26 protein-coding genes are annotated in these 26,504 nt (G+C 73.0%); 13 read left to right on the forward strand and 13 right to left on the reverse strand.

What is annotated here, in order from left to right; translation table 11 throughout:
* Positions 1-437 precede the first annotated feature (437 nt).
* Positions 438-734 (forward strand): hypothetical protein, encoded by a 297-nt coding sequence (locus tag F563_RS0115445; protein ID WP_019015590.1) that lies wholly within the window; start codon positions 438-440, stop codon positions 732-734.
* A 38-nt stretch (positions 735-772) separates the two neighbouring features.
* Here the strand turns inward: F563_RS0115445 and F563_RS0115450 are convergent, their stop codons facing one another.
* The 3 genes from F563_RS0115450 to F563_RS0115460 are packed head-to-tail and all read right to left on the reverse strand — an operon-like array spanning position 773 to position 3,620.
* The gene (locus F563_RS0115450; protein ID WP_019015591.1) at positions 773-1,615 is read right to left on the reverse strand and encodes a DUF697 domain-containing protein; all 843 of its coding nucleotides are present in this window, start codon (positions 1,613-1,615) and stop codon (positions 773-775) included.
* Positions 1,612-3,066 (reverse strand): YcjX family protein, encoded by a 1,455-nt coding sequence (locus F563_RS22840; RefSeq protein ID WP_019015592.1) that lies wholly within the window; start codon positions 3,064-3,066, stop codon positions 1,612-1,614. The genes F563_RS0115450 and F563_RS22840 overlap by 4 nt, the downstream gene beginning before the upstream one ends.
* Positions 3,000-3,620, reverse strand: coding sequence for a glutathione S-transferase family protein (locus F563_RS0115460; RefSeq protein ID WP_019015593.1), 621 nt, complete (start codon positions 3,618-3,620; stop codon positions 3,000-3,002). The genes F563_RS22840 and F563_RS0115460 overlap by 67 nt, the downstream gene beginning before the upstream one ends.
* A gap of 113 nt (positions 3,621-3,733) precedes the next feature.
* Between F563_RS0115460 and F563_RS0115465 the strand changes: the two genes are divergently transcribed.
* Positions 3,734-4,402, forward strand: coding sequence for a tyrosine-protein phosphatase (locus F563_RS0115465; protein WP_019015594.1), 669 nt, complete (start codon positions 3,734-3,736; stop codon positions 4,400-4,402).
* On the opposite strand, the gene F563_RS0115470 is transcribed toward F563_RS0115465, so the two are convergent.
* The 6 genes from F563_RS0115470 to F563_RS0115495 all read right to left on the reverse strand — a co-directional run bounded on the left by F563_RS0115470 (position 4,374) and on the right by F563_RS0115495 (position 10,050).
* On the reverse strand, positions 4,374-6,152 hold the full coding sequence (locus F563_RS0115470) for an ABC transporter ATP-binding protein (protein ID WP_019015595.1): 1,779 nt from the start codon (positions 6,150-6,152) through the stop codon (positions 4,374-4,376). The two genes, F563_RS0115465 and F563_RS0115470, sit on opposite strands and share 29 nt — an antisense overlap.
* A gap of 25 nt (positions 6,153-6,177) precedes the next feature.
* Positions 6,178-7,461, reverse strand: coding sequence for a TRAP transporter large permease (locus F563_RS0115475; RefSeq protein ID WP_019015596.1), 1,284 nt, complete (start codon positions 7,459-7,461; stop codon positions 6,178-6,180).
* Positions 7,458-7,931: a TRAP transporter small permease gene (locus tag F563_RS0115480; protein ID WP_019015597.1), complete on the reverse strand. Its 474-nt coding sequence runs from the start codon at positions 7,929-7,931 to the stop codon at positions 7,458-7,460. Before F563_RS0115480 ends, F563_RS0115475 begins: the two co-directional genes overlap by 4 nt.
* Positions 7,928-8,911: a sialic acid TRAP transporter substrate-binding protein SiaP gene (locus tag F563_RS0115485; protein ID WP_019015598.1), complete on the reverse strand. Its 984-nt coding sequence runs from the start codon at positions 8,909-8,911 to the stop codon at positions 7,928-7,930. The genes F563_RS0115480 and F563_RS0115485 overlap by 4 nt, the downstream gene beginning before the upstream one ends.
* A gap of 73 nt (positions 8,912-8,984) precedes the next feature.
* Positions 8,985-9,476: a TspO/MBR family protein gene (locus tag F563_RS0115490; RefSeq protein ID WP_019015599.1), complete on the reverse strand. Its 492-nt coding sequence runs from the start codon at positions 9,474-9,476 to the stop codon at positions 8,985-8,987.
* A 4-nt stretch (positions 9,477-9,480) separates the two neighbouring features.
* Entirely contained in the window at positions 9,481-10,050 is a 570-nt protein-coding gene (locus F563_RS0115495) for a demethoxyubiquinone hydroxylase family protein (RefSeq protein ID WP_019015600.1), read from the reverse strand.
* Positions 10,051-10,122: 72 nt separating this feature from the next.
* Here F563_RS0115495 and F563_RS0115500 point away from each other — a divergent pair, with 72 nt between their 5' ends.
* Positions 10,123-10,503, forward strand: a complete 381-nt coding sequence (locus F563_RS0115500) for a thiol-disulfide oxidoreductase DCC family protein (protein ID WP_019015601.1) — start codon at positions 10,123-10,125, stop codon at positions 10,501-10,503.
* Here the strand turns inward: F563_RS0115500 and F563_RS0115505 are convergent.
* The gene (locus F563_RS0115505) at positions 10,460-11,656 is read right to left on the reverse strand and encodes a CCA tRNA nucleotidyltransferase (protein WP_019015602.1); all 1,197 of its coding nucleotides are present in this window, start codon (positions 11,654-11,656) and stop codon (positions 10,460-10,462) included. The two genes, F563_RS0115500 and F563_RS0115505, sit on opposite strands and share 44 nt — an antisense overlap.
* Before the next feature lie 67 nt (positions 11,657-11,723).
* Between F563_RS0115505 and F563_RS22845 the strand changes: the two genes are divergently transcribed.
* The gene (locus F563_RS22845; RefSeq protein WP_019015603.1) at positions 11,724-12,695 is read left to right on the forward strand and encodes a DUF3500 domain-containing protein; all 972 of its coding nucleotides are present in this window, start codon (positions 11,724-11,726) and stop codon (positions 12,693-12,695) included.
* Between the two features lie 2 nt (positions 12,696-12,697).
* Here F563_RS22845 and F563_RS24055 read toward each other — a convergent pair whose 3' ends face one another.
* From F563_RS24055 to F563_RS0115525, 3 genes are read right to left on the reverse strand one after another with little or no spacing between them, the layout of a single operon-like run.
* On the reverse strand, positions 12,698-12,979 hold the full coding sequence (locus F563_RS24055) for a DUF6111 family protein (protein ID WP_019015604.1): 282 nt from the start codon (positions 12,977-12,979) through the stop codon (positions 12,698-12,700).
* A 1-nt stretch (position 12,980) separates the two neighbouring features.
* Positions 12,981-13,571 (reverse strand): CoA pyrophosphatase, encoded by a 591-nt coding sequence (locus F563_RS0115520; RefSeq protein ID WP_019015605.1) that lies wholly within the window; start codon positions 13,569-13,571, stop codon positions 12,981-12,983.
* Positions 13,568-14,161, reverse strand: a complete 594-nt coding sequence (locus tag F563_RS0115525; protein WP_019015606.1) for a DUF1285 domain-containing protein — start codon at positions 14,159-14,161, stop codon at positions 13,568-13,570. Before F563_RS0115525 ends, F563_RS0115520 begins: the two co-directional genes overlap by 4 nt.
* Before the next feature lie 162 nt (positions 14,162-14,323).
* Between F563_RS0115525 and F563_RS0115530 the strand changes: the two genes are divergently transcribed.
* The 9 genes from F563_RS0115530 (at position 14,324) to F563_RS0115570 (ending at position 26,481) form a co-directional block, all read left to right on the forward strand.
* A complete protein-coding gene (locus F563_RS0115530) occupies positions 14,324-15,361 on the forward strand; it encodes an AAA family ATPase (protein WP_084596636.1) in 1,038 nt (345 codons plus the stop codon).
* The gene (locus F563_RS0115535) at positions 15,358-16,272 is read left to right on the forward strand and encodes a DUF58 domain-containing protein (RefSeq protein WP_019015608.1); all 915 of its coding nucleotides are present in this window, start codon (positions 15,358-15,360) and stop codon (positions 16,270-16,272) included. Before F563_RS0115530 ends, F563_RS0115535 begins: the two co-directional genes overlap by 4 nt.
* A gap of 13 nt (positions 16,273-16,285) precedes the next feature.
* Positions 16,286-18,991, forward strand: coding sequence for a DUF4159 domain-containing protein (locus tag F563_RS0115540; protein WP_019015609.1), 2,706 nt, complete (start codon positions 16,286-16,288; stop codon positions 18,989-18,991).
* 2 nt (positions 18,992-18,993) lie between these two features.
* Entirely contained in the window at positions 18,994-21,084 is a 2,091-nt protein-coding gene (locus tag F563_RS0115545; RefSeq protein ID WP_019015610.1) for a hypothetical protein, read from the forward strand.
* Between the two features lie 31 nt (positions 21,085-21,115).
* A complete protein-coding gene (locus tag F563_RS24060; RefSeq protein ID WP_019015611.1) occupies positions 21,116-21,646 on the forward strand; it encodes an ankyrin repeat domain-containing protein in 531 nt (176 codons plus the stop codon).
* Between the two features lie 166 nt (positions 21,647-21,812).
* A complete protein-coding gene (locus F563_RS0115555) occupies positions 21,813-23,609 on the forward strand; it encodes a peptide ABC transporter substrate-binding protein (RefSeq protein ID WP_019015612.1) in 1,797 nt (598 codons plus the stop codon).
* 19 nt (positions 23,610-23,628) lie between these two features.
* Positions 23,629-24,588 (forward strand): ABC transporter permease, encoded by a 960-nt coding sequence (locus tag F563_RS0115560; RefSeq protein ID WP_019015613.1) that lies wholly within the window; start codon positions 23,629-23,631, stop codon positions 24,586-24,588.
* A gap of 19 nt (positions 24,589-24,607) precedes the next feature.
* Positions 24,608-25,495: an ABC transporter permease gene (locus F563_RS0115565; RefSeq protein ID WP_019015614.1), complete on the forward strand. Its 888-nt coding sequence runs from the start codon at positions 24,608-24,610 to the stop codon at positions 25,493-25,495.
* Complete coding sequence (locus F563_RS0115570) at positions 25,492-26,481, forward strand: ABC transporter ATP-binding protein (RefSeq protein ID WP_019015615.1); 990 nt, start codon at positions 25,492-25,494, stop codon at positions 26,479-26,481. The genes F563_RS0115565 and F563_RS0115570 overlap by 4 nt, the downstream gene beginning before the upstream one ends.
* Positions 26,482-26,504 lie beyond the last annotated feature (23 nt).

Consider the following 26,504-nt stretch of genomic DNA (forward strand, 5'->3'; position numbering starts at 1 on the left):
ACCGGCTTCAGGGCGGGGGCGACACCACCGAGGCGGACCTTGCCGGCATCCAGCGTGGGAGAGGCGTTGAGGGTGTTGGTCATGAAGATCTCCTTCGGTCGTCTCTCAGACTGCAGGTTCTTGCTTTGTTCCAGATTGCGCCCGCGAGAACCGGTGACTGGGTGGGCGACTGGGCTGGGTGAGCAAGGCGGCGAGGCAGTCCTTCCCGCCGGATGGACGTGAACGTAACAGGAACTTTTGCCGGTTGCAAGAGACTAATCCTACAACCGACACGCGCCGTCATTGCGCCGTGGCCCGCGCTCTCTCCGTCATGGCAACTAATCACGGCCGCTGACGACGATCTCACGCGCGAACCCCCGGATTGTTACGGCACTCTTCTAGCACGGACTGTTTCAAAATGGACCGCGTCGGCCCCTGCCGGCGCGGATGGGGAAGTCATGCGCAGGGCTGGTGAAGAAACCGTCGCCATCCAGGGCGACCGCGTGCTGATCGAAGTGCTCGCCGCCGCGCAGCGTTTCGCGGCCTGGTACGCCGAATACCTCTCGCGCGACGCCGCCGGCCCGGCGCGGGACGATGGGGACGGCGAGCTCGTCGCGAGCAAGCTGCAGCACGCGGTGTTCGATCTCATGGCGGCGGTGCACGAAATGAACCGTCACTGCACCGCGCCCGCGCGTGAGCGGAGCATCACCGCCGAGCCCGTGCGCACACGGCTGACAGACGACGCCTTGCACTGAGGCGAGCCGGGTGCCGGCCCGGCCCTACCGGTCCCTGGTCACGGCCCGGTCTGGTGGAGCGGGCGGCAGGCGCGCTTCGCCAGCGCGCCGATGCGCGCGATCCGCTGCGCCGCCACCCCGGCGACCCCGGCATCGGCGAGCCCCGGGATCGCGCCCACCGCCCGCGCCGCAGCGCCCGCCACCGCATCGGCCGCCCCGATCGCCCCCGCCTCGCCCAGCACCCGCCGCGCGAGCCGCCAGGTCGCCGCCGCCCCCGGGGCGAGTCCGTAGATCGCCGCGATCCGCCGGATCAGCGCGAACCCTTGCGCCGCGAACCAGAGCGTGTCGAGCAGCGCCGAGGGCAGCACGAACACGCCACCCGCCATGCGCAGGCAGGCGCGCCGGATCGCCGCATCCGCCTGAGCGTCCAGCGGGGCAAGCACGTGCTGCGCGAACAGCGCCGCCCGCCGGTCCGGGTCGTTGACGCCGCGCGCCACGCCGCGCCAGAGCGCGATCGGGCGCGCGAGACGCGGGTCCTTCTCCATGACCTCTGCCGCGCGGTCCGGATCGCCCGCCACCGCCTCGACGCGGGCGAGCCGCCTGAGCCCGCGCCACTCGCGCCAGGCCAGCAGCACGAGCACGAGCGCCAACGCCGCGACCAGCGTCGCGGCCATCCAGCCCTGGGTGGCGCTCGCGGCGAAGCGCGCTTCGACGAAGGCCCAGAGATCGAGCGCGACCAGCCCCAGCGCCGCCACCACCGCGAGCGCGACGAGCCAGCCGAGGCCGCGCCGCCGCGGCGGTTCAGGCGGCGGCGCCTCGGGCAGCGCCTCAAGCTCGTCGGCGATCCGCGCGGCCTCGGCATCGAGCAGGCGGCGGCGCGCGCCGGGGGGCTCGCCGCTCACGCGAACACCTCCGGCAACGCCGCGGCGAGCACGCGATCCAGGTTGAGGTGGCGCAGGCCCCGTTCCGGATCGATCGCCGGCGGGGCGAACACCGGCACGGCATAGCGGCGGTCGAACCACGCCGCGGAGGGCGTCTCCACCGGAATGCCGCCGGCGAACCAGAACGCCTCGCGTCCGCCGCCCTCCACCAGCCCCTCCACCGCTTCGACCGTGCGGCCGCGATCCTCGAGCGTGGTGTCGCGCGTGCAGGCCGCCGCCGCGACCGCCAGCGTCGCGCCGTTGCCGCCGACGAGATGGCGCAGCAGCGCGGCGAGCTGGCCGCGCTGGCTCTCGGGCACGTAATCGGCCTTGGTCGCGGCATAGACCGGGCGCGGCGGATGGCGCGCGAGCCCCAGCCGCGCAAGCCAGCCACCCTCGGGCCGCAGGGCTGCCGCGATGTCGGCGAGTGCGCTGCGCGTGTCGGCGAAGCTCGCCGCCCCGGAGGCGAGCGCGCGAAACAGGTCGACCAGCACGATCTGCGCATCGAACCGCGCCATGTGCGGGGCGAGGAACTCGGCGCGGGTGCGGCGCAGATACTCGTCGTAATGCGCGCGCATCGTCGCCCACAGGCTGCCCGCGCGCGGCGACCCACCGGCCGGCAGGGGCAGGGGGCAGAACAGCAGGAACGGCATCCCCGCCCAGGCATCGGGATTCAGGAACCGCCCGGGTGTGAGCAACGCCAGCCCCGCCTCGTCGCGGCAGCGGCGCAGATAGAGGGTGTAGGCCTCGGCCAGCCGCGCCAGCACGGCGTGCTCGGCCGCCGCCTGCGGGTCGAGCCCGGCCAGCGCACCCCGCCACGCGGCGGCCCGTTCCGCCCGCGGCGCCTCCTCGGCGCGCGCCAGTTCCGCCGCCGACCACGCCTCGAAGCTGCGGCCGAGCAGGGGCAGGTCGAGCAGCCACTCGCCCGGATAGTCCACCACCTCCAGCCGCACCGCGCGCCGGGACGGCCCGAGCTGCCGGCCGAGCCAGCCGGGCGACGGCGTCATCACCTCCAGCGACAGCGCGAGCTTGGTGAGCCGCGTGGTGGGCTCCGGCCAGCGCGCCTCGCCCGACAGGGCGGCGAGGGCGGAGCGGAGCGGAAACAGGGGCGCGTCGGTCACCGTCAGCCCGGCCTCCTGCACCGCCACCACCCGGCCCTCGGCGACCGCCGGCAGCCCCGCCATCCGGCGCGGATCGCGGGGTGCGGCCATCAGGTTCGCCGCAAGTGCGGTGACGAACACCGTCTTGCCGGCGCGGCTCAGCCCCGTGACGGCGAGGCGGACCGTCTCCTCCGGCGCGCCGAGCAGCAGGCGGCGCAGCGCGCCGGCGGCCGCCCGCGCCTCGGCGATCGGGTCGGGAACCGCGATCAGGCCGCCTCGCGCATGTTGCGCGCGCGCAGCGCCGCCGGCCGGTTCAGGCAGCGGTCGAGCCACGCCTTCACCTTCGGGAACGGCGCGAGGTCGAAGCTGTTGAACCAGGCCGTGTAGAGCACGCAGGAGACCTGGAGGTCGGCCACGGAATAGGCGGCGCCGAGCAGATAGTCGCGGCCGGCGAGGCAGGTCTCCAGCACGCCGAGCGCCGCTTTCAGCTTCTCGGCACCGACGGCGGCGAGTGCCGCGTCGCGCTGATCGGCCGGGCGCACGAAGGTGTTGTAGGCCCACTGCATCTGCGCCGGCTCGATCTCGGTCGCCGTCCAGAGCGTCCATTGGAATACCCGGCCCTCGTCCTCGATCGTGCGCGGCCAGAGATCGCCGTACTTGCGCAGCAGGTAGAGATTGATCGCCAGGCTCTCGAACAGCACCGTGTCGCCGTCCACCAGCGCGGGGATCTTGGCGTTCGGGTTGATCGCGCGGAACGCGGCCGTCTTCACGCCCTCGGTGAAGTCGGTGGGCACGAGCTCGTACTCCACCCGCGCCTCCTCGGCCGCCATCAGGCAGCGGAAGGCGCGCGAACGGGGAATGCCGTAGATCTTCACGGGGCCGGGCATGCGTCGTGGTCCTCGGGGGTTTGCGGATGGATGGCCGAGCCTAGCCCGCCGGGTGCCGCACGTCATCCGGGCGCCCGCTTGCGCCCGCCCTGGCGCTCGGCCATCTCTGCCGTGTGACCGCGTCCTCCTTCGCCCTCGACACGCCCTCGGGCCGCCTCCGCGCCTGGGCTGACGCGCTGTTCGTCGACCACGCGGTGCTGCGGCTCGGCTGGCGCAACCGCGGCGTGGTGGAGGCGGGGCGGCTCTATCGCTCCAACCAGCCGCTGCCGTTCCAGCTCGCGCTGGAGGCAAGGCGCGGCATCCGCACGGTGCTGAACCTGCGCGGCCGGCGCGACTGCGGTTCGGACGCGCTGGCGCGCGAGGCCTGCGCGCGGCTCGGCATGACGATGATCGACGCGCCGTTCGAGAGCCGCGGCGCGCCGCACAAGGACCGGATCCTGCGCCTGGCCGGGCTGTTCGACACCATCGCCTATCCCGCGCTGATCCACTGCAAGTCGGGCGCCGACCGGGCCGGGCTGGTCGCGGCGATCTATCTGCTGCTGCGCGGCCATCCGGCCGAGGAGGCGGCGCGGCAGCTCTCCTGGCGCTACGGCCATGTCGCCGCCGGCAAGACCGGCATCCTCGACGCGTTCCTCGATCGCTACGCGGCGGCGCAGGCGGAGAGCGGGATCGGTTTCCTCGACTGGGTGCGCGGCCCCTATGACGAACAGGCGCTGCGCGAGGACTTCCACGCCGGCCGCGTCGGCACCTTCATCACCGACCGTCTGCTGCGGCGGGAGTAGCCTCCGCCTCGAAGGCCTGGGCCGCGACCAGCCGCGCATAGGCGCCGCCCCGCGCGAGCAGCGCCTCGTGCGGCCCGTCCTCGACCACGCGGCCGCCCTCCAGCACGACGATCCGATCGGCCGCGCGCACAGTCGAGAGCCGGTGCGCGATCACCACCGTGGTGCGCCCGGCGCGCAGCCGCTCGAGTGCAGCCTGCACGCGCGCTTCCGTCTCGGCATCGAGCGCGCTGGTCGCCTCGTCGAGCAGCAGGATGCGCGGATCGCGCAAGAGCGCGCGGGCCAGCGCGATGCGCTGGCGCTGCCCGCCGGAGAGCCGCAGGCCACGATCGCCGACGCGCGTCGCGTAGCCCTCGGGCAGCGCGGCGATGAACGCATGCGCCTCGGCGGCGCGCGCGGCCGCCTCGATCTCGGCCTCCGTCGCGTCGAGCCGGCCGAAGGCGATGTTGGCGCGCACCGTGTCGTCGAACAGCACCACCTCCTGGGTGACGAGTGCGATCGCGCGGCGGAGCGACGCGAGCGTGACGCCGCGCAGGTCCTGCCCGTCGATCAGCACGCGGCCTTCGGTCGGGTCGGTGAAGCGGGGGATCAGGTTGACCAGCGTGGTCTTGCCGGCCCCCGAGGCGCCGACCACCGCGACCGTGGTTCCGGGTGGGATGTCGAGCGACACGTCGTGCAGGGCGGGTCCGTCGCTGCCGTAGTGGAACGAGACGCGCTCGAACACGATCCGCCCCGGCCCGGACCCGAGCGGCACCGCATCCGCCGCGTCGGCGACGCGGGGAGCCTCATCGATCAGGGCGAAGCAGCGCGCGACCGCCGCCGCCCCCTCCTGCAAGGCGACCGAGAGTGTGCCCAGCGCCCGCATCGGCCGCGCGGCGATCAACAGGGCGGCGACGAAGCCGGTGAACTGTCCGGCCGAGGCCGCGCCCGAGGCGATGCGCCAGCCCGCGAAGGCGATCACGCCGGCGACCGCGACCCCGCCCATCGCCTCCAGCACCGGATCGACCCGCGCGCGGCCGCGCACCACGCGCATCAGCGAGTCGAACCAGGTGCGGAACGCCCGCCCGGCGCGCTGGCGTTCGTAGTCCTCGAGCCCGTAGGCGCGCACCATGCGCGCGCCTGCGAGGCTTTCGGTGAGCAGCGCGACGACCTCGCCCGCCTGCTCCTGCTGCGCCTTCGACGCGCGACGCATGCGCGTGCCGATCGCGTTGATGGGGATGACCGCGATCGGCACGACCAGTAGGGCGAAGACCGTCAGCACCCAGTCGAGCCAGAGCATCGCCGCGACCAGCGCGACCACGGTGAGCGCATCAACCACGCCGGAGACGGCGCGCGAGAGGCTCTCGCGGATCACCGCGACATCGTTGGTAAAGCGGGATACGAAGCGGCCGGTGGGCTCGGCCTGGAGCCGCGCGAGATCGGCGGCGAGCAGCCGGTCGAACATGGCGCGCTGCAGCGACAGCACGACGCTGAGCACCACGCGCTGCATCAGCACCACCTGCGCGTATTGCGCGGCGGCCTTGGCGCAGACCACGAGGATCGCGACCAGCGGCACGAGCCAGATCACGCGCGCGTCGCGCGCCTCGAACAGCCGGTAGGCCCAGTCGATCACAACGGGGTAGAGGCCGGTCGCACCCGACACCACCGCCATCAGCGCGAACACGGCGAGCAGGCGGCGGGACTCGCCGCGCGCGTGGTCGCGCCAGAGACGGCGGCCGAGCAGGCCGAGCGCGGGATCGGCGGGGCGGGTCATGCGCGCCTCATAGCACGCGCGCTCACTACCCCAGCACCAGCCGCGGCAGCCAGATCGCGAGCGGCGGGTAGAGCGTCACCGCCAGCAGCACCGCGACCAGCGGCGCGAGCCAGGGCACGATCGCGCGCGAGAGGCGGTCGAAGGGCATGCCGGCGATGCGCGCGGTGACGAACAGTACGATGCCGACCGGCGGGGTGATCGTGCCGATCATCAGGTTCAGCACGAAGATCAGCCCGAAATGCACCGGGTCGATGCCGAAGCCGGCGGCGGCGGGCACCAGGATCGGCACCAGCACCAGCATCGCCGCGATCGCCTCCATCACCATGCCGACCAGCAGCAGCACGAGGTTCACCGCGAGCAGGAACAGCAGCGGATCGCCGACGGTCGCGACGATCATCGGCCCCAGCATCTGCGGAATGCGCGAGAGCGAGAGGCACCAGGCGAGCGCGGTCGCGGTCATCAGCAGTGCGAGCACCACGCCCGTGGTCTCGACCGTCTCGGCGAGCAGGCGCGGCAGATGCGCAAGCGGCAGGGAGCGGTAGATGACGAGCCCCAGCAGCAGCGCGTAGCCGGCCGCCACGGCCGCCGCCTCGGTCGGGGTGAACAGGCCCGAGATCAGCCCACCGAACAGGATCACCGGCGTCAGCAGCGACAGGAACGCCTCGGCGAAGGCGCGTGCCAGCGTGCGCATACCCGGGAAGGGCTCGCGCGGCAGGCCCTTGCGGCGGGAGACGACCACGACCAGCGCCATGAGTGCGCCCGCCATCAGCAGGCCCGGGATCACGCCGGCGAGGAACAGCGCGCCGATCGACACGTCCGCGCTCACCGCATAGATCACCATCGGCAGCGAGGGCGGAATGATCGGCCCGATCGTCGCCGAAGCGGCCGTGACCGAGGCGGCGGTCTCGTCGTCGTAGCCGGCATCGCGCATCGCCTTGATCTCGATCGTGCCGATGCCGCCGGCATCCGCCACCGCCGAGCCCGACATGCCGGCGAAGATCACGGAGGCGAGGATGTTGGCGTGGCAGAGCCCGCCGCGCAGCCAGCCGACCGCGGCGGTGGCGAAACGGAAGATCCGCTCCGTCACGCCCGAGGCGTTCATCACGTTGCCCATCAGGATGAACAGGGGGGCTGCGAGCAGCGGGAAGGAGTTCGCAGCCTGCGCCATCTTCTGCGGCACGATGCCGAGCGGAATCCCCGCCTGCCAGACGAAGGCGAAGGAGGCAAGGCCGAGCCCCGCGAACAGCGGCAGGCCGAGGAACAGCGAGACGAGCCAGAGCCCGAGCACGACCAGCATCGTCTCGGTCACGGCAGGCGCTCCCGCCGCAGGAGCGACGCGATCTCCGCGAGCGAGGTGAGAATCAGCCCCACAGCGGCGATCGGCACCGGGATGTAGAGCAGCGCGGAGGGGACCGGCAGGCTCACCCACTCGACGTCCCAGTTGCGCTCGATCAGCGACGGCCCCTCGCGCAGGAGCAGCGCCGCGAACACGATGACGAGCGCGTGCAGCGCGATCGTGAGCGCCGTGCGCGCACCGGTCGGCAGCAGGTTCAGCACCGCCTCGATGCGGATATGCGAGCCGTTGCGCGCGGCGATCACCAGGCCGACGAAGCCGGTCCAGACCAGCAGGTGCTGCGCGGCCTCCTCGGTCCAGGCGAGCGGATGGGCGAAGGCGCGCGCGCCTACTCCAAGCAGCACCGTCAGCAGGAGCGTGAGCAGCAGAGCCGCGGCCGAGGCGGCGAGGACCTGCCCCGCCGCCGCGCCGAGACGCGCGATCAAAGGGCTGCGAGCGTGTCGAAGGTGCCCTGGCCCCAGCGATCCGCGAACTGCGCCGGGACCTTCGCCAGGACGGGCGCACGGAAAGACGCCACATCCACCTCGATCACCTCCATGCCGGCAGCCTTCAGTGTCGCAACGAGTTCGCCCTCCTGGCGCGCGAGCTCGGCATCCTGCCATTGCGCGGCCGAGGCGATCGCGGCCTCCAGCGCGTCGCGGTCGGGGCTGGCGAGCGAGCGCCAGAACGCCTCGTTCACGATCGGCATGCGCGGGGTGATGATGTGGCCGGTGAGCACGAGATGCTTCTGCACCTCGAACAGCTTCGCCGAGTGGATGGTCGGCAGCGGGTTCTCCTGCCCGTCCACGGCCCCCTGCGCGAGCGCCAGATAGAGCTCGGGGAAGGCGATCGGCGTCGGCCGGCCGCCCCAGGCCTCGACCATGGCGCGGAACACATCGACGGGCGGCACGCGCAGGCGGAACCCGGCCATGTCGCCCACCGCGCGCACGGGCTTGGCGGCCGAGGAGGTCAGGTGGCGCTTGCCGTAATAGGTGATGCCGATCATGCGCATGCCCCGCCGCGCGACGAGCTGCTCGTTCAGCCGCGCGAAGATCGGCGTGGCCGCGACCTTCGCCATGTGCGCGGCATCGCGCCACAGATACGGCGCCTCGATCACCGAGAGCGGCGGCAGGAAGGCGGCGAGCGCGCCGGCGCCGTCGGTGGTGAACTGCAGCGCGCCGGTCGAGACCGCCTCCATCATGTCGCGCCCGGAGCCGAGCTGGCCGCCGGGGAAGGACTGGATCTCCAGCCGCCCGGCCGTCTTCTCGCGCACCTCGCGCGCGATCCGCTCCACCATCTGCACCTGCGGATGGTTGGCGGGCAAGAGCTCGCCCCAGCGGATCGCGCGCGGCTGGGCGCGCAGCGGGAGCGGGGCGGCGAGGGCTGCGGAAGCGCCGAGCACGGCGCGGCGCGTCATCCTGGTCATCGGCGTTTCCTCGTCTGTTGCGCCATCGTGGCGACCGCGGAGCGTAGCCGGGCCGCGCGCGGCGTCAACGCGCTCAGGCGGGCTCGCGTCTGCCGACGGCGTCCTTGTTGCGCTGCCAGACCGCGAGGTTGAGCGCGGCGGCGAAGCTGGTCCAGACGAGATAGGGGATCATCAGCAGCCCGGCCGTGGTGCTGATCGGCAGGAACAGCACGATCATCAGCGCGATCGAGAGCCAGAGCGCGATCACCTCGGCAAACGCCAGGTCCATGCGCCGCAGGCCGAAGAACAGCCATGACCACGCGGCGTTCAGCAGAAGCTGGACCGCCCAGACCGCGAGCGGCAGGGCCGCACCGGCGAATCCGGCCTCGCGCCACACCAGCCAGGGGGCCACGCCGATCGCGATGTAGAGCAGCGTCCAGGCCACCGGGAACAGCCAGTCGGGCGGCGTCCAGGACGGTTTGTCGAGCCGGTCGTACCAGGGGCCGGGGCGGAAGAACGCGCCGCTGGTGGCGGCCGCGAAACAGGCGAGCAGGAAGGCCCCGAGGACCGCGAGTTCGCCCGCCATCGCCTCAGATCCGTTTCGCCGCGGCGACCGCGGCCGCCGAACCCGCGCCGACGATGCGGCCCCAGAGCCGGAGTGCGGCGGAATAGCGCGGGCCCTCGCCGGCCTCGCGCGCCTCGTCGCGGTGATGCACCTCCTCCAGCCGGCAGTGCTCCAGCAGGGCGCGGATCTCGGGCAGGATGCGCTCGGCATCCAGCCGGTCGATCTGCGCCCGGTAGTGGTGATCGACGAAGCTCTCCACCGCGTCGATGGTGGCGAACACGGCGCGCGGGCCGAACAGCGCCGGCAGCGCGCCGGTCAGCCAGCCGGCGACGCGCCAGAGCGGCAGCAGCCGCGAGCGGTCGGCGGGCGGCAGCAGCGCGTCGAGCAGGTCGAGATGGCCCTGCTCGGTCGCCTTGTGGCGTTCGGCGAAGTCGCGCACGGCCGGGTCGCGGCTGATGGCGAGGATGCCGCGATAGATCATCACCGCGCCGGTCTCGCCCGCATGATCCGAGCGGAGTTCGGCCACCAGCCAGGCGGGCAGGGCGGGACCAGCGCTGCGTGGCGGGAGAGGGCGGTCGAGCGCGGCGACGTCCATGACGGTCAGATGGCCGGCGCGCAGCCGATTCCAACCCCTTGCGGGGCGCGCAGGCGCCGCCACCTGCGGCGCATGGCTACGGAGACACAGGATCGCCCGGTCGCCTATTACGACGGCGCCTGCCGGGTCTGCGCGCGCGAGGTCGCGTTCTGGCGCGGCCGGCCCGGCGGCGAGGCGATCGCGTGGGTGGATGTCGCGCGGCCTGACGCGGCGCCGGGGCCGGGGCTGACGCGCGACGCGGCGCTCGCGCGGATGCATGTGCGCCTGCCTGATGGGCGGCTGGTCGCCGGCGCGCGCGCCTTTGCCGTCATCTGGGGCGCGATGCCGGGATTCCGCTGGCTCGGCCGGCTGATTGGGTGGCCTCTGGTCGCGCCGCTCGCCGAGGCCGCCTATCGCGGCTTCCTCGGCGTCAGGCGCCTGTGGCGGCGACCGTCTCGCGCAGCCAGCGCCTGACCGTCTCGGCCTCGTCGCGGCAGCCCGCCTCGGCCCAGCGCCGTTGGAGCGCCGCCAGGATCGCGCCGACGCGCGGCCCCGGCGGCACGCCCTCGGCCAGCACATCGGCGCCGCGCAGCGGGAACACCGGACGTGGCGTCGCCGCGATCCAGGCGCGCCGTGCCGCCCAGTCGCCCGGCCGTCCCTCGGCCTCGGCGAGCCAGGTGGCGGCTGTCAGCGCCTCCGGCCCGCGCGACGCGAGCGCGGCGCGCCAGGCACGCTCGTCGCCCGCCGGCGCGGGGTCGGCCAGCGCGGCGAGCGTCGCGGTTTCGGCACCCGAAAGCTTCAGCCGTTCGGCAAGGCGCTCGACATCCGCGTCCGGGCAGAGCGCGGCGAGGCGCAGCAGCGGGTCGGCAGGCGCGCCGCCCGCCACCAGCGCGTCGAGCCGCTCGCGCGCGACCGCCTCCGGCAGCACGGCGGCGAGCACGCCGGTCTCCGCCATCAGCCGCACGGCCTCGCGCGGGTCGGGGGCGGCGAGGATGCGCTTGAGCTCCGACCACACGCGCTCGGCCGAGAGGATCGCGAGCCCTGGCACGGCGGCGCGGATCGCCGCGAGCGCGGCCGTATCGGGCGCGCCGCGGCCGTAGCGCGCGTGGAAACGGAAGAACCTGAGGGCGCGCAGGTAATCCTCGGCGATGCGCGTGGCCGGGTCGCCGACGAACCGCACGACTCCCTGCGCGAGATCGTCACGCCCGCCGAACCAGTCCCAGACATTCCCCTCCGCGTCCATGCTCATCGCGTTGATGGTGAAGTCGCGCCGGGCCGCGTCCTCGCGCCAGTCGGTGGTGAAGGCGACGGTCGCGTGCCTGCCATCGGTCGCGACGTCGCGGCGCAGCGTCGTGATCTCGACCGGACGGCCATCCGCCACGGCGGTGACGGTGCCGTGCGCGAGCCCGGTCGGCACCACCGGGATGCCGGCGGCGCGCAGCGTGGCGATCACATCTTCCGGTACGCGCGGGGTCGCGAGATCGAGATCGGCGATCGGCCGTCCGGCCACCGCGTCGCGCACGCAACCGCCGACCAGCCGCGCCTCGGGCAGCGCGGCATGCACGCGCCGGAACGCCGGATCGTCCAGCACGGGCAGGCGCGCGAGGCGGAAGGCGGGAGGGTCCATCGCGGCGCTTTTATCACCGGGGGCAGGCCGAGCCGCTAGCGTCCGCCGCCCACCGAGGAGGAGTGCGATGACCACCCTGCCCCGACGCCAGCTCATCGCCCTGGCCACGCTCGCGGCGACGATGCCGCGCGCGGTGCGCGCCGGGTCCGATGCGGCCGCGCTCACCGATGCCGCCTCCGCCTATCTGCGCGCGGTCGCCGATGATCCGCGCGCGCGGCTCGCCTGGGATGATCCGCGGCGCACGGACTGGCACTGGTTTCCCCCGCGCTTCCGCCCCGACCGCGAGGGCGTCCCCCTCGGCGACATGGCGCCCGAGACACGCCGCGCGGCCGAGGCGCTGCTGGAGGCGAGCACCACCGGCCCGGGCGCCGCCAAGGCGCGCGCGATCATCAGCCTCCAGCACGAACTGCGTCAGGACCCGGGGGCGTACTTCGTCAGCGTCTACGGCACGCCCGGCGAGGGGCGCTGGGGCTGGGGCATCGAGGGCCATCACCTGTCGCTGAACTACGCCGTGCACGGTGATCACATCGCTGCCGGCCCGATCTTCCTCGGCGCGCATCCGACACGGGTCGAGTCGGGCGAGCGCGCGGGGCTGCGGGCGATGGCGGTGGAGGAGGACGAGGCGCGCGCGGCCCTGCTGGCGCTGCTCGCCGATCTGCGCGCGCGTGCGATCGTCGCCGAGCGCACGCCGCGCGACACGCGCACGCAGAACGCCGTCGCGGTCGAGCCGCTGCCACGCGAGGGGCTGGCGTGGTCCGAGCTGCCGGCCGAGTCGCGCGAGCGGCTAACGCGCGCGGTTCACGCGTATCTCGGCATGATGCCGCCCACCCTCGCCGCGGCCGAACGCGCACGGCTCGCCTCCGCCGATCCGTCCTCGCTGACCTTCCAGTGGCGCGGCTCGACCGTGCCCGACCGGTTCCACTACTGGGCCGTGCAGGGCAACGCCTTCCTGATCGAGCACGACAACAGCCGCGACGGCGCGCGCCACATCCACAGCGTCTGGCGCGGCTTCGCCTCCGATTTCGGCGCGGCGCTGTAGCGCTACCGGCCCCGTCCGCTGTCGGTGATGCGGCCATCCTCCAGCCGCGCCGGCACGTAACGCTCGCCCGGCTGCATCGAGCGCTGCTCGGCGAACCACAGGAGCCCGACCGCGAGCACGATCACGCCCACGACCGTCAGCACCAGCCAGGGCGCGTCGCGCCAGGCGATCGCGGGCTTGCCCTCGCCGTTGTCGGGCCCGACGCGGCGCATCAGGAACAGCCACGCGAAGTAGAGCGCGAAGGGAATCAGGAACAGCAGGATTCCCTGCACGATGCCGCGCATCTCAGTCCTCCCGGATCAGCCTCCCGAGGGCGACCAGCATCGCCGCGGTCGCACCCCAGATCCGGTGCCGCTCATGCGGCACCACCCAATAGCGCCTGAGCCGGCCGCGGAACACCGCCTCCTCCTCGTACGGACCGGGTGGCCCGGTGAGCGCGGCGAGCGGCAGCTCGAACACCTCCGCCACTTCGCGCGGATCGGGCTTCGGCGCAACCGGGGGCGTGAGCAGGCCGAGCACGGGGGTGACGCGGTAGCCGGTGCCGGTGACATGCGTCGGCAGCCGCCCGATCACCTCGACGGTGGAGGCGGAGAGGCCGATCTCCTCCTCCGCCTCGCGCAGCGCCGCCGCCTCGGGCGAGGCGTCCTGCGGGTCGATGCGCCCGCCCGGGAAGCTCACCTGGCCCGGATGGCGGCTCAGGTGATGGGCGCGCAGCGTCAGCACGACGCTCGGTGCCGGATGCAGCACGATCGGCACCAGCACCGCCGCCCGCAGGGACGTGGCCTCGTCGGTCGGCTCGTCGGGATGGTCGCGCGCACCCGCGCGACGGAGGAGCGCGAGAAGGTCGGGCGCGCCGGGGCCCGCCGTCCCGCTCACGCCTCGTCGGCCTGGCCGAGCGGGAAGAAGCTCTCGCCGGACCAGACGCCGAGCAGGGTCTCGCCGTGCACGGTCTCCGGCACCGCCAGCGCGACAAGCTCGTAATAGACCGAGCGTTCGATGCGCGCCTCCACCGGCAGGGAGCCGCGTCCGGGACGCACGGCGACATAAGGCGTGGGCAGGCAGGTCACGACATCGCGCGCCACGCGGATCGGGTGCTCCGGACCCGCCTCGATCACCTCGTCCACATTGGTGCGGAAGGACAGGATCTGTCGGCCCCGGCAGTGCGAGACGAACAGCTCGACGGCGAGGAAGGGCGCATCCTCGACCTCGATGCGACCACGCTCGGCCGGCGTGATCAGCCAGAACGACCCATCCGTCTCGCGCGTCAGCACCGAGGCGAACAGACAGACGAGCTCCTTCCGGCGGATCGGGCTGCCCTGGTAGTGCCAGCTGCCGTCGCGCGCGATGCGGATCGCGATGTCGCCGCAGAACACCGGCGTACGCGGTGCCCGGCGCACCGGCGGCGTGAGCGCGAGTCCCGGGATCGGAGAGGAGGGTTCGCTCTCCCGTTCCGTCGCGCGGCTCATCGCTCGCATCCGGTCAGACGCCGCCACACAGTTTCCGCACCGTCTCCGGCACAGCCTCCTTGCGCGCCGGCGTCACGTCCGCGTGACCCTCCGGCGTCCGGTTTTCCGACGCGCACACATATAGGTAGCATCCTACCTCGCCGTGTAGATGCGACGGTGGAGATGCGGAGGGAGATCAGCGTGGCCGAAACGACCGTGCTCGCCGGGCAGAACCCCGCCGGCCCGACCGATCTTGTCGCCGAGGTCGAGGCCCTGACGGAGCGTATCGCGCGGGTGCGCGAGGCGATCGGGCAGGTGATCTTCGGCCAGCCCGAGGTGGTCGATCAGACGCTGATCACGCTGCTCGCGGGCGGGCATGTGCTGCTGGTCGGCGTGCCCGGGCTCGGCAAGACCAAGCTGGTCGAGACCCTCGGCACCGTGCTGGGGCTGGCCGAGAAGCGGGTGCAGTTCACCCCCGACCTGATGCCGGCGGACATCATCGGCTCGGAGGTGCTGGACGAGAGCGCCGAAGGACGGCGCAGCTTCCGCTTCATCAAGGGCCCGATCTTCTGTCAGCTGCTGATGGCCGACGAGATCAACCGCGCCTCCCCGCGCACGCAATCGGCCCTGCTCCAGGCGATGCAGGAGATCAAGGTCGCGGTCGGCGGCATCGAGCATCCGCTGCCGCGTCCCTTCCACGTGCTGGCGACCCAGAACCCGATCGAGCAGGAGGGCACCTATCCGCTGCCCGAGGCGCAGCTCGACCGGTTCCTGCTCGAGATCGAGGTCTCCTATCCGGCGCTGGAGGCCGAGCGGACCATGCTGCTCGCCACCACGGGCGCCACGATGGCGCGGCCGCAGCGGGCCATGAGCGCCGAGGAACTGCTCGCCGCGCAGGCGACCATCCGGCGCATGCCGGTCGGCGAGAGCGTGGTCGAGGCGATCCTGACCCTGGTGCGCGCCGGCCGCCCCGAGACCTCGCCGCTCGAGGCCGTGAAGCGCCATCTCGCCTGGGGACCGGGGCCGCGCGCCGCGCAGGCGCTAATGCTCGCGTGCCGGGCGCGCGCGGTGCTGGACGGCCGTTTCGCCCCCTCGGTCGATGACGTGATCGCTCTGGCCCCGGCCGTGCTGCGCCATCGCATGGCGCTCAACTTCGCCGCCCGCGCCGACGGTGTGCAGCTCGCCGACGTCATCGGCCGGCTGACGGGCCTCCTGGAGTGAGCGAGGGCGCGCCGGGCCATCCCGCGGCCGCCGCGCGGCGCGCCGAGCAGCTCGCCGCGCGCCTGCCGCCGCTGCTGGTGGCGGCCGAGCGGGTCGCGGCGACGGTGGCGCAGGGTGTGCACGGCCGGCGCCGGGTCGGCCAGGGCGACAGTTTCTGGCAGTTCCGCCAGTTCCTCGCGGGCGATCCGGTGCAACGGATCGACTGGCGCCAGTCCGCCAAGGGCGATCGCACCTTCGTGCGCGAGACCGAATGGGAGGCGGCGCAGAGCGTGTGGCTCTGGCGCGATGCCTCGGCCGGGATGCGCTGGCGCTCGGACCGCCGGCTGCCCGAGAAGGCCGAGCGGGCGGAGCTGCTGACGCTGGCGCTCGCCTCGCTGCTCTTGCGCGGCGGCGAGCGCGTCGCCCTGCTCGGTGCCGGGATGCGTCCGGTCTCCGGCCGGTCGATGATCGAGCTGTTCGCCGAGGCGGTGGCGCGCCGCGGCGATCCCGGTGCCCTCTCGGGCCTGCCGCCGGCGGCGAACCTGCCGCGCTACGGCCGCGTGGTGCTGATCGGCGACTTCCTCTCGCCGCTGCCGGACGTGCAGCAGGCGGTCGCGCGGTTGGCGCAGATCCCGGTCACGGGACATCTGCTCCAGGTGCTCGACCCGGCCGAGGCGGCGCTGCCGTTCCGCGGGCGGATCCGCTTCGAGGGGCTCAGGCGCGAGGGGGCCGCGCTGATCGGCAAGGTCGAGGGCATCCGCGGCGACTACCAGGCGAAGCTGGCCGCGCAGCAGGATGGCTTGCGCGCGATCGCCGCGGCGGCCGGCTGGAGCTTCGCCGTGCACATCACCGATCACCCGCCCGAAACCGCGCTGATGGGGCTCTACCTCGCCCTCGCCCCCGACCGCGCCGGGCGGGGCCGCGCCGCGTGAGGGCGAGGCGACGATGATCGAGGCGCTCGGCACGATCGGATTCGCGCATCCGTGGCTGCTCGCGACGCTGCTGCTGCTGCCGCTGCTGATCTGGCTGCTGCGCGTCACCCCGCCGGCGCCGAAGCTGCTCGCCTTCCCGGCGGTGCGTCTGCTGCTCGACCTGCAGCGGCGCGAGGAGAGCTCGGCACGCACGCCGTGGTGGCTGCTCGCGCTGCGCATCCTCGCCGCCGCGCTGGTGATCGTCGGCCTCGCCCGGCCGGTGCTGAACGCGGGCCAGGCGCCGGGCGGGTCGGGGCCGCTGCTGCTGGTGGTGGATGACGGATGGGCCGCGGGTCCCGACTGGGGCGCCCGGCTCGCCGCCGCCGAGGCGGCACTCGCCGAGGCCGAGCGCGCGGGCAGGCCCGTTGCGCTGCTGACCACCGCGCCCTCCGCCCGCGGCGAGGCGCCGCGCCTCTCGCCCGTGATGCCGGCGCCGGAGATGCGCGAGCGCGTGGCCGCGCTCAGGCCGCTGCCCTGGCCGCCCGACCGCGCGGCGGCGACGGAAGCCCTCGCGCCCTGGTCGGCATCCGGCGCCGCGGTCCTGTGGCTCGCCGACGGGCTCGCCCATGGCGAGGCCGACGCCGCCTTCGCGGCCCGGCTCGCTTCCCTCGGCCCGCTGACCGTCGCCGTCCCGCCCGCGGGCGCGCAGCACCACGTGCTGCTCGCGCCGCGCTCCGAGCCCGCGCGCATCGTCGCGCGCATCGCCGCCACACCGGTGCCGGCGACCACCACCATCGGCGTGCTGGCGCGCACAGCCGACGGCCGTACCCTCGCGCGCGCCGAGGCGACCCTGCCGCCCGGCACCACCGAGGCCGAGGCCGCGATCGCGCTGCCGCCGGAACTGCGCAACCGCCTCGCCGCGCTCGCGATCGAGAACGCCACCTCCGCCGGCGCGGTCGCGCTGCTCGACGAGCGCTGGCGCCGCCGTCCGGTCGGGCTGATCGCCGGTGCGGCCGAGACCGCCGATCAGCCGCTGCTCGGCGCGCTCTACTACCTGGACCGCGCGCTCGCGCCCTTCACCGAGCTCCGCCGCGGCGCGGTGCGCGACCTGCTCGCGCGCGAGATCGCCGTGATCGTGCTCGCCGATGTGGACACGCTGACGCCGGTCGAGATCGACGCGCTCACGCGCTGGGTCGGGGAAGGTGGGGTGCTGGTGCGCTTCGCCGGGCCGCGCCTTGCTGCCCGCCCGGACCCGCTGCTGCCCGTGCGGCTGCGCGGCGGGGATCGCCAGCTCGGCGGCGCGCTCTCCTGGCAGCAGCCGGCGCGGCTCGCGCCCTTCCCGCAGGACAGCCCCTTCGCCGGGCTCGACGTGCCCAACGATGTGAGGGTCACGCGCCAGGTGCTGGCCGAACCCGCGCTCGACCTCGTGCGCCGCACCTGGGCGACGCTCACCGACGGCACGCCGCTGGTGACGGGCGAGACGCGCGGGCGCGGCGCGATCGCGCTGTTCCACGTCACCGCCAACACCGAATGGTCGAACCTGCCGCTGTCGGGGCTGTTCGTGGCGATGCTTCAGCGTCTCGTGCAGCTCTCCGCCGGGGTCGGCGCGGCCACGGGCGACGCGGTGCTCGCGCCGTTCGAGACGCTGGACGGGTTCGGCCGGCTCGGCGCGCCGTCCGCCTTCACCACCGGCATCGCCGCCTCCGCGATCGAGCGGACCGTGCCCTCGCCGCGCCATCCGCCCGGCTTCTACGGCCCCGATGCGGCGCGGCGGGCGCTGAATCTCGGCGCGACGATCGAGCGGCTCACCCCGCTCGCCCTGCCCGAGGGTGCGGCGGTGCGTCCGCTCGGCGTGGAGGCGGCGGCGCGCGACCTCAGGCCATGGCTGCTCGGCGCGGCGCTCGCGCTGCTCACCCTCGATCTCCTGCTCGCGCTGTGGCTGCGCGGCCTCGTGCGGCCCGCGCCGGCGGCGCGCGCAGCGGCGGTCGTGGTCGGGCTCGCCTTCGTGCCGGCAGCAGCGAGCGCGCAGCTCGATCCGATGCAGGCGGCGCTGGAGACGCGGCTCGCCTTCGTCGTCACCGGCATTCCGCAGGTGGACAGCGTCTCGCGCGCGGGGCTGGTCGGGCTCACCGACTTCGTCAACCGCCGCACGGCCACCAACCTCGCAGAACCGATGGGCGTGCGCCCGGGTGTCGATGACCTCTCGTTCTTCCCGCTGCTCTACTGGCCGGTGACACCGGATCAGGGCGCGCTCGACGAACGTGGGGTGGAGGCGCTCAACGCCTTCATGGCGGAAGGCGGGATCGTGCTGTTCGACACGCGTGACGCGGGTTCGGGCCAGGGCATGGCGGCCGGCGCGGAGGCGGCGCTGCGGCGCGTCACGCGCGGCCTCTCGATCCCGCCGCTCGCCCCGGTGCCGGCCGATCATGTGCTGACGCGCGCCTTCTACCTGCTGACCGACTTCCCGGGCCGTTGGATCGGCGGCCAGGTCTGGGTGCAGCGCGACCAGGACCGCGCCAATGACAGCGTCAGCCCCGTGATCATCGGCGGGCATGACTGGGCGGCGGCCTGGGCGGTGGATGAGACGGGGCGCAACCCCTACGCCGCGGTGCCGGGGGGTGCGCGCCAGCGGCTGCTGGCGTATCGTTTCGGCGTCAATCTGGTCATGTACGCGCTCACCGGCAACTACAAGGGCGACCAGGTGCACGTGCCGATCATCCTCGAACGGCTGGGGCAGTAGCGATGGACGGAACGCGCGCCCTCGCCGCGGTGGTGTTCGAGCCGCTGCTGCCGCTGCCGCTGTTCTTCGCGCTGGCGGCGCTGGCCGTGCTCGCGGTGGCGCTCGCGCTCTGGCGGCGCGCACGCGGGGCGTGGCTGCGCGGCTTCGTCGCCCTCGTGCTCATCCTCGCGATCGCCAATCCGCGCCTCGTGCAGGAGACGCGCCAGGGGCTCACCGACATCGCCGTGCTGCTGGTGGACGAGACCGCGAGCCAGCGCGTCGGCGAGCGCGCCGCCCAGGCCGCCGCCGCGCGCGCGGAGATCGAGCGGCGCGTGCGCGACCTCGACGCGCTGGAACTCCGCACCGTCACCGTGCCCGAGGCGGGCAGCGCCGGCACGCGCCTGTTCGATGCGCTGGCCCGCGCGCTCGCCGAGATCCCGCGCGGCCGCTTCGCCGGCACGATCGCCGTCACCGACGGGCAGATCCACGACGCGCCGGCCGATGCGGCCGAGCCGATCGAGACCGCGACGGGCGGCGCGCCGTTCCACCTGCTCCTGACCGGGCGCCCCGGCGAGACCGACCGGCGCGTGCGCGTGATCGAGGCCCCGCCCTTCGGCATCGTGGGGCGCAGCGTCGATGTGCGCGTCGTGGTCGAGGACCTGGGCGGGACGCCGGCGACCGCGCCCGTGACGCTGACCGAACGGCGCGACGGGGCGGCACCGCGCCGCACCCCCGTCCCGGTCGGGCGCGAGCACGTCATCTCGGTGCCGATCGAGCGGGCGGGCCAGACCGTGCTCGAGATCGAGGCCGAGGAACGCCCGGGCGAGGTGTCCCTGCTCAACAACCGCGCCGTGGTCGCGATCAACGGCGTGCGCGACCGGCTGCGCGTGCTGCTCGTCTCGGGCGAGCCGCATGCCGGCCAGCGCACCTGGCGGCGCCTGCTCAAGGCCGACCCGAATGTCGATCTGGTGCACTTCACCATCCTGCGCCCGCCGGAGAAGGACGACCTGACGCCGCTCTCGGAGCTGGCGCTGATCGCCTTTCCGGTGCGCGAGCTCTTTCAGGTGAAGCTGCGCGAGTTCGACCTGATCATCTTCGACCGCTTCAGCAATCGCGGCATCCTGCCGCCGATCTATCTGCGCAACATCGCCGACTACGTGCGCGGCGGCGGCGCGCTGCTGATGAGCGTGGGCCCGGAATTCGTCGGCCCCGCGAGCCTCTACAACACCGCGCTCGGCCAGGTGCTGCCGGCGAGCCCCACAGGCCGGATCGCCGAGGCTCCGTACCGTGCGCGCGTCACCGAGCTCGGCGAGCGCCATCCGATCACCACCGCGCTGCCGGGTGCGAATCTCGGCGACGCCGAGCCCGCCTGGGGCCGCTGGTATCGCCGCATCGAGACCGCCGCCCCGCGTGGTCAGGTGCTGATGAGCGGGCCGAACGACGAGCCGTTGCTGATCGCCGATCGGGTGGGCGAGGGGCGCGTGACCCTGCTGCTCTCCGACCATATCTGGCTCTGGAGCCGCAACCATGACGGCGGCGGGCCGCAGGGCGAGATCCTGCGCCGGGTCGCACACTGGCTGATGAAGGAGCCGGAGCTCGAGGAGGAGGACCTGCGCGTCCACATCGAGGGCGAGCGGCTGGTGATCGAACGACGCTCGATCGCCGAGGGTCCGCCGCCGCAGGTCACGGTCACCTCGCCCTCGGGCGCGGTCTCGACGCATAGCCTGGAGCCGGCCGGACCGGGCCGCGCGATCCTCGAACTGCCGGCGACCGAGCCGGGCGCGTGGCGCGTCAGCGACGGCACGCGCTTCGCCTTCGGTGCCGTGGGCGCGGCCAATCCGCTCGAACTCGCCGATCTGCGCGCGACCGCCGAGCGCGCGGGCGCGGCGGCCTCGCGCTCGGGCGGGGCGACGATGTGGCTTGCCGACGGGGTGCCGGATGTCCGCCGCGTGCTGGCCGAGCGGGCGGCGCGCGGCCAGGGCTGGATCGGGCTCCGGCGCAACCGCGACCACGTCGTCACCGGGGTCGCCGACCTGCCGCTGATGCCACCCTGGGCGGCGCTGCTCCTGATCCTTGGCGGCGCGGTCTGGGCCTGGCGCCGCGAGGGACGGTGATCGCGCGGCGGATCCGGGCTATGGGTCGGCGATGATCCAGCGTCTCGCCCTCGCCGCCCTGCTCGCCCTCGCCCCGGCCGTCGCCCTCGCCCAGCCGACGGCCCGCGGCGCGCCGCCCGCACTCGACGAGGCTCCGCCCGCCGCCAACCCGACCGAAGCGCTGTTCAACGCCATCAATCTCGGCGACATGGACCAGGTACGCGCGGCGGTTGCGGCCGGCGCGGATACCGGGCGGCGCAACGTGCTGGGGCTGACGCCGCTCGACCTCGCGGTCGATCTCGGCCACTCGGAGATCGCGTTCTATCTGATGTCGCTCGGCCGGACGAGCGCGCGTCCGGCCACCACCGCCCCGCCGCCTGCGGCCTCCCCGGCCCCGCGTCCGGCCCCGCCGCCCCGGGCGCCGGTGGTGCGCACCGCGCCCGCGCCCACCGCAACCGGTGCCGTGCCGATGGCGCCGCTCTGGCAGGGCGGCGGCGGCGCGCCGGTGCCCGAGGCCGGCTTCCTCGGCTTCGATGCCGGCCGGCCCGAGGGCGCCCGCCCGCCCCCGCGTCCGCGCGGCTGACCGGACGCGCCACGCGGCGGCCGGAACGCCCAGAAAAAAAGACCGATCAAAGGCTGCTGACGCACCCGCGCGGAGTGTGTAGCATCTTCCGAGGCTCACGCATGCGGTTTGCGGGCAAGGGACGGAACGTCCCTGTCCGGGGCCCAATGGGAGGTTTGTTGGGACGATGAACGAGCAGGAACTCTGGCGCCTGATGCGTCGCGTGCGCGACGGGAAGATGTCGCGCCGCGCCTTCGCCCGCCGCATGGCGGCATTCGGCATCACCGCGCCGATGGCGACGCAGCTGCTGACCTTCGCCGGCGTCAGTCCGGCTTCGGCGCAGAGCGTGCCCGCCTATCGGCCGACCCGCCGCGGCGGTGGCGGTCACCTGAAGATCCTCTATTGGCAGGCCGCGACGCTGCTCAATCCGCATTTCGCGGTCGGCACCACCAACCAGGACGCGAGCCGCGTGTTCCATGAACCGCTCGCCGGCTGGGCGGCCGACGGCACGCTGGTGCCGATCCTGGCGGCCGAGGTTCCGTCGATCGAGAACAAGGGCGTGGCCGAGGATGGGCGGTCGGTCACCTGGAAGCTGAAGCGCAACGTGAAGTGGCACGACGGCGAGCAGTTCTCGGCCGACGACGTGCTGTTCAACTACGAGTACGCGAAGAACCCGCAGATCGCCGGCACCACCTCGGGCAGCTACCGCGACGTCAACGTCGTCAAGGTGGACGACTTCACGGTGCGCGTCGAGTTCGACAAGCCGACCCCGTTCTGGGCCGACGCTTTCGTCGGCGCGGTCGGGCTGATGATCCCGAAGCACCTCTACAAGGACTATGCCGGGGCGAACGCGCGCGAGGCGCCGGCGAATCTGCGCCCCGTGGGCACCGGCGCGTACCGCTTCGTCAGCTTCGCGCCGGGCGACCTGCTGCGCGGCGAGGCCTTCGCCGACTACCACACCGAGAACCGCCCCTATTTCGACACGATGGAGATCAAGGGCGGCGGCGACGCAGTGTCGGCCGCGCGCGCGGTCCTGCAGACCGGCGACTACGACTACGCCTGGAACCTGCAGGTCGAGGACCAGACCCTGCAGCGGCTCGAGGCGGCCGGCCGCGGGCGGGTGAACATCGTCGAGGGCGGCTCGATCGAGTTCATCCAGCTCAACGCCACCGACCCGAACCGCGAGGTGGATGGCGAACGCTCGCACATCTCCACCCAGCACCCGGCGTTCCGCGACCCGGCGGTGCGCCAGGCGATGGCGCTGCTGGTGGACCGCCAGTCGATCCAGAACTTCATCTACGGCCGCACCGGCCCCGCGACGCCGAACTTCCTGAACGCCCCGCCGCGCTTCCGGTCGCCGAACATGACGATGGAGTTCAGCGTCGAGCGGGCGAACCAGCTCCTCGATCAGGCCGGCTGGGCGCGCGGCGGCGACGGCATCCGCGCCAAGGACGGCGTGCGGCTGAAGTTCCTCTACCAGACCTCGATCAACGCGCCGCGCCAGCGCACGCAGCAGATCATCCAGCAGGCGGCGCGCCGCGCGGGGATCGAGATCGAGCTGAAGTCGGTGGTCGCCTCGGTGTTCTTCTCCTCGGATGTCGGCAATCCCGACACCTACGGGAAGTTCTACGCCGACATGCAGATGTACACGACGACGATGCCGCAGGCCGATCCGCAGCGGTTCATGAACCAGTACGTGTCGTGGGAGGTGTCACAGAAGGCGAACTCCTGGCAGGGGCGCAACATCGTCCGCTGGCGCAACGACGAGTACGACCGTGCCTATCGCGCGGCGGAGGGCGAGCTCGATCCGGTGAAGCGGGCGGCGCTGTTCATCCGCATGAACGACCTGATCGTCGGCTCGAACCACGTCATCCCGATCGTGCAGCGCCCGCTGGTCAGCGCCAGCCTGAACAACCTCCGGCCGGTGCTGAGCGGCTGGGACACGACGATGTGGCTGCTGCGCGACTGGTACCGCGAGACCTGATGCGGCCCGCGCCCGGCGCGTGACGCAGTACGTCATCCGTCGCCTGCTGATCGCGATCCCGAGCCTGCTCGGGATCAGCGTGATCCTCTTCACGGTGCTGGCGCTCGCGCCGGGCGATCCGTTCGAGGAACTGGCGACCAACCCCGCCATCCCGCCCGAAGTGCGCCTGCAATTGCGGGCGAGCCTCGGGCTCGATGACCCGATCCATGTCCGCTACATCGCCTGGCTGACTTCGATGCTGCGCGGCGAATGGGGCTATTCGTTCGTCAGCCGCATCAACGTCGACCAGCTGATCCTCCAGCGCCTGCCGACCACGCTCATCGTCATCGGCACCTCCCAGGTGGTCGCGCTGCTGATCGCCCTGCCGGTGGGCGTGCTGGCGGCCACGCGACCCTATTCGCTGTTCGACAAGATCGCCAATACCCTCGCCTTCATCGGCTTCTCGCTGCCGACCTTCTTCACCGGGCTGCTGTTCATCCTGTTCTTCTCGATCTATCTCGACTGGCTGCCGTTCGTGTACCGCACGCAGATCGAGGCGACCGGCTGGCGCTGGTTCTGGGAGCAGGTGAAGCAGACGATCATGCCGGTGATGGTGCTCGGCCTGTTCCAGGGCGCGGCCTGGACGCGCTTTGTCCGCTCCGCCGTGCTCGATGTGATCCGGCTCGACTACGTGACCACCGCGCGCTCCAAGGGCCTGCCCGAGCGCACCGTCATCACCAAGCACGTGGTGCGCAACGCGCTGATCCCGGTGGTGACGCTGGTCGCGCTGCAGATGCCGGTGGTGTTCGGCGGCGCGATCGTCACGGAACAGATCTTCCGCGTGCCCGGCATCGGCTCGCTGCTGATCACTGCGATCCTGTCCAACGACACGCCGGTGATCATGGCCGTGACCTTCGTGTTCGCCTGCCTCGTCGTGTTCTTCAACCTGCTCGCCGACGTGATCTATGGCTGGCTCGACCCTCGCATCAGCTACCGCTAGCGCACCCCCGGCGGGCACCGTGCCGCGCAAGCGCGTCTCGCCCTGGGGCGAGGCGTGGCGGCGCTTCCGCAAGCACCGGCTCGCGGTGGCCAGCGCCGTCGTGCTGTCGGTGATCATCCTTGCCGTCCTGCTGGGCCCGCTCGTCTGGCGCGTGCCGATCGACGAGATCGACTTCAGCGTCCGGCTCGAGGGCCCGTCCTGGGCGCACCCGCTCGGCACCGACGATCTCGGCCAGGATCTGCTCGCGCGCATGCTCTATGGCGGGCGGATCTCGCTCGCGGTCGGCTTCGCGGCCATGCTGGTCGCGGTGCTGCTCGGCACATTGGTGGGCTCGGTCGCCGGCATCGCCTCGGGGCGCGTCGATGCCTTCCTGATGTGGCTGACCGACCTGTTCCTCTCGCTGCCCGAACTGCCGCTGCTGCTGCTCGTGATCTACCTGTTCCGCGACACGCTGCGCAGCCTGGTCGGCGCCGAGCTCGGCGTATTCATCCTGATCGTCTCGGTGATCGGCGGGTTCCGCTGGATGCCGGTCGCGCGGCTGGTGCGCGCGCAGTTCTTCTCCCTGCGCGAGAAGGAGTTCGTCGAGGCCGCCCGCGCCCTCGGCGCCTCGACGCCGCGGCTGGTGGTGCGCCACATCCTCCCGAATGCGCTCGGCCCGGTGATCGTCGCCGCCACGATCGACATCGCCGCCGCGATCATCGCCGAATCGACCCTCTCCTTCCTCGGCCTCGGCTTCCCGCCCGACATCCCCACCTGGGGCCGGCTGCTGTTCGACGCCAAGGACAATCTCGACTTCGCGCCGCACTGGGCGCTGTTCCCGGGGCTCGCGATCTTCCTCACCGTGCTGACCATCAACTTCGTCGGCGACGGGCTGCGCGACGCGCTCGATCCGCGGAGAGTCGTGTGAAGCACACGAACGGCGGGGACTCGCGGCTGCTCGAGATCGACGGGCTGAAGGTGCATTTCCGCACCGATGACGGCTGGGTGCGCGCGGTCGATGGCGTCGATATCGGCATCGGCCGGGGCGAGACCGTGTGCGTGGTCGGCGAATCCGGCTGCGGCAAGACCGTCACCGCGATGACGGTGATGAAGCTGATCGCCATGCCGCCCGGCAAGATCGTCGCCGGGCAGATCCGCTGGCAGGGGCGCGATCTCGTCCCGCTCGATGCCGAGGGGATGCGCGCGATCCGGGCGAAGGAGATCGGCATCGTCTTCCAGGAGCCGATGACCTCGCTCAACCCGGTCTATACGGTCGGCGAACAGATCGCCGAGAGCCTGCGCCTGCACGAGGGGCTCTCCAAGCGCGCGGCGATCGAACGCGCGGTCGAGATGCTGAAGCTCGTGCACATCCCGAACCCGCAGCGGCGGGTGCACGACTATCCGCACCAGTTCTCGGGCGGCATGCGCCAGCGCGTGATGATCGCGATGGCGCTCGCCTGCGGGCCGAAGCTGCTGATCGCCGACGAGCCGACGACCGCGCTCGACGTCACCATCCAGGCGCAGATCCTCGACCTCCTGAACGAGATGAAGGACCGGCTGGGGATGGCGGTGATGCTGATCACCCACGCCATGGGGGTCGTGGCGGAGACCGCGCAGCGCGTCGTCGTGATGTACGCCGGCAAGGTGGTGGAGGAGGCGCCGGTGATCGAGCTGTTCGGCAACCCGCGCCATCCCTACACCCAGGGCCTGATCCGCTCGATCCCGCGCCTCGACCTCGCGGCGGTCAAGAAGGAGCGGCTGGAGGCGATCCCCGGCACGGTGCCCTCGCTCCTCAATCCGCCGCCCGGCTGCCGCTTCGCCGCGCGCTGCCGCTATGCCATGGCGCAATGCACCGAGGCCGAGCCGCCGCTGCGCGAGGTCGCCCCCGGCCACAAAGTGGCGTGCGTGCTGTGACCGTGCCCGCCTCCTCGCCCCGC

Origin of the sequence: Elioraea tepidiphila DSM 17972 (genome assembly GCF_000378465.1) — a bacterium.
Classification (GTDB): domain Bacteria; phylum Pseudomonadota; class Alphaproteobacteria; order Acetobacterales; family Acetobacteraceae; genus Elioraea; species Elioraea tepidiphila.

Excerpts from the sequence above, each read along its gene's own strand:
- F563_RS0115445 (WP_019015590.1), top strand. The coding sequence starts at position 438 with ATGCGCAGGGCTGGTGAAGAAACCGTCGCCATCCAGGGCGACCGCGTG.
- F563_RS0115460 (WP_019015593.1), bottom strand. The coding sequence starts at position 3,620 with ATGCCCGGCCCCGTGAAGATCTACGGCATTCCCCGTTCGCGCGCCTTC.
- F563_RS0115470 (WP_019015595.1), bottom strand. The coding sequence starts at position 6,152 with ATGACCCGCCCCGCCGATCCCGCGCTCGGCCTGCTCGGCCGCCGTCTC.
- F563_RS0115485 (WP_019015598.1), bottom strand. The coding sequence starts at position 8,911 with ATGACCAGGATGACGCGCCGCGCCGTGCTCGGCGCTTCCGCAGCCCTC.
- F563_RS0115490 (WP_019015599.1), bottom strand. The coding sequence starts at position 9,476 with ATGGCGGGCGAACTCGCGGTCCTCGGGGCCTTCCTGCTCGCCTGTTTC.
- F563_RS0115495 (WP_019015600.1), bottom strand. The coding sequence starts at position 10,050 with ATGGACGTCGCCGCGCTCGACCGCCCTCTCCCGCCACGCAGCGCTGGT.
- F563_RS0115500 (WP_019015601.1), top strand. The coding sequence starts at position 10,123 with ATGGCTACGGAGACACAGGATCGCCCGGTCGCCTATTACGACGGCGCC.
- F563_RS0115505 (WP_019015602.1), bottom strand. The coding sequence starts at position 11,656 with ATGGACCCTCCCGCCTTCCGCCTCGCGCGCCTGCCCGTGCTGGACGAT.
- F563_RS22845 (WP_019015603.1), top strand. The coding sequence starts at position 11,724 with ATGACCACCCTGCCCCGACGCCAGCTCATCGCCCTGGCCACGCTCGCG.
- F563_RS24055 (WP_019015604.1), bottom strand. The coding sequence starts at position 12,979 with ATGCGCGGCATCGTGCAGGGAATCCTGCTGTTCCTGATTCCCTTCGCG.
- F563_RS0115525 (WP_019015606.1), bottom strand. The coding sequence starts at position 14,161 with ATGAGCCGCGCGACGGAACGGGAGAGCGAACCCTCCTCTCCGATCCCG.
- F563_RS0115530 (WP_084596636.1), top strand. The coding sequence starts at position 14,324 with ATGCGGAGGGAGATCAGCGTGGCCGAAACGACCGTGCTCGCCGGGCAG.
- F563_RS0115540 (WP_019015609.1), top strand. The coding sequence starts at position 16,286 with ATGATCGAGGCGCTCGGCACGATCGGATTCGCGCATCCGTGGCTGCTC.
- F563_RS0115545 (WP_019015610.1), top strand. The coding sequence starts at position 18,994 with ATGGACGGAACGCGCGCCCTCGCCGCGGTGGTGTTCGAGCCGCTGCTG.
- F563_RS24060 (WP_019015611.1), top strand. The coding sequence starts at position 21,116 with ATGATCCAGCGTCTCGCCCTCGCCGCCCTGCTCGCCCTCGCCCCGGCC.
- F563_RS0115555 (WP_019015612.1), top strand. The coding sequence starts at position 21,813 with ATGAACGAGCAGGAACTCTGGCGCCTGATGCGTCGCGTGCGCGACGGG.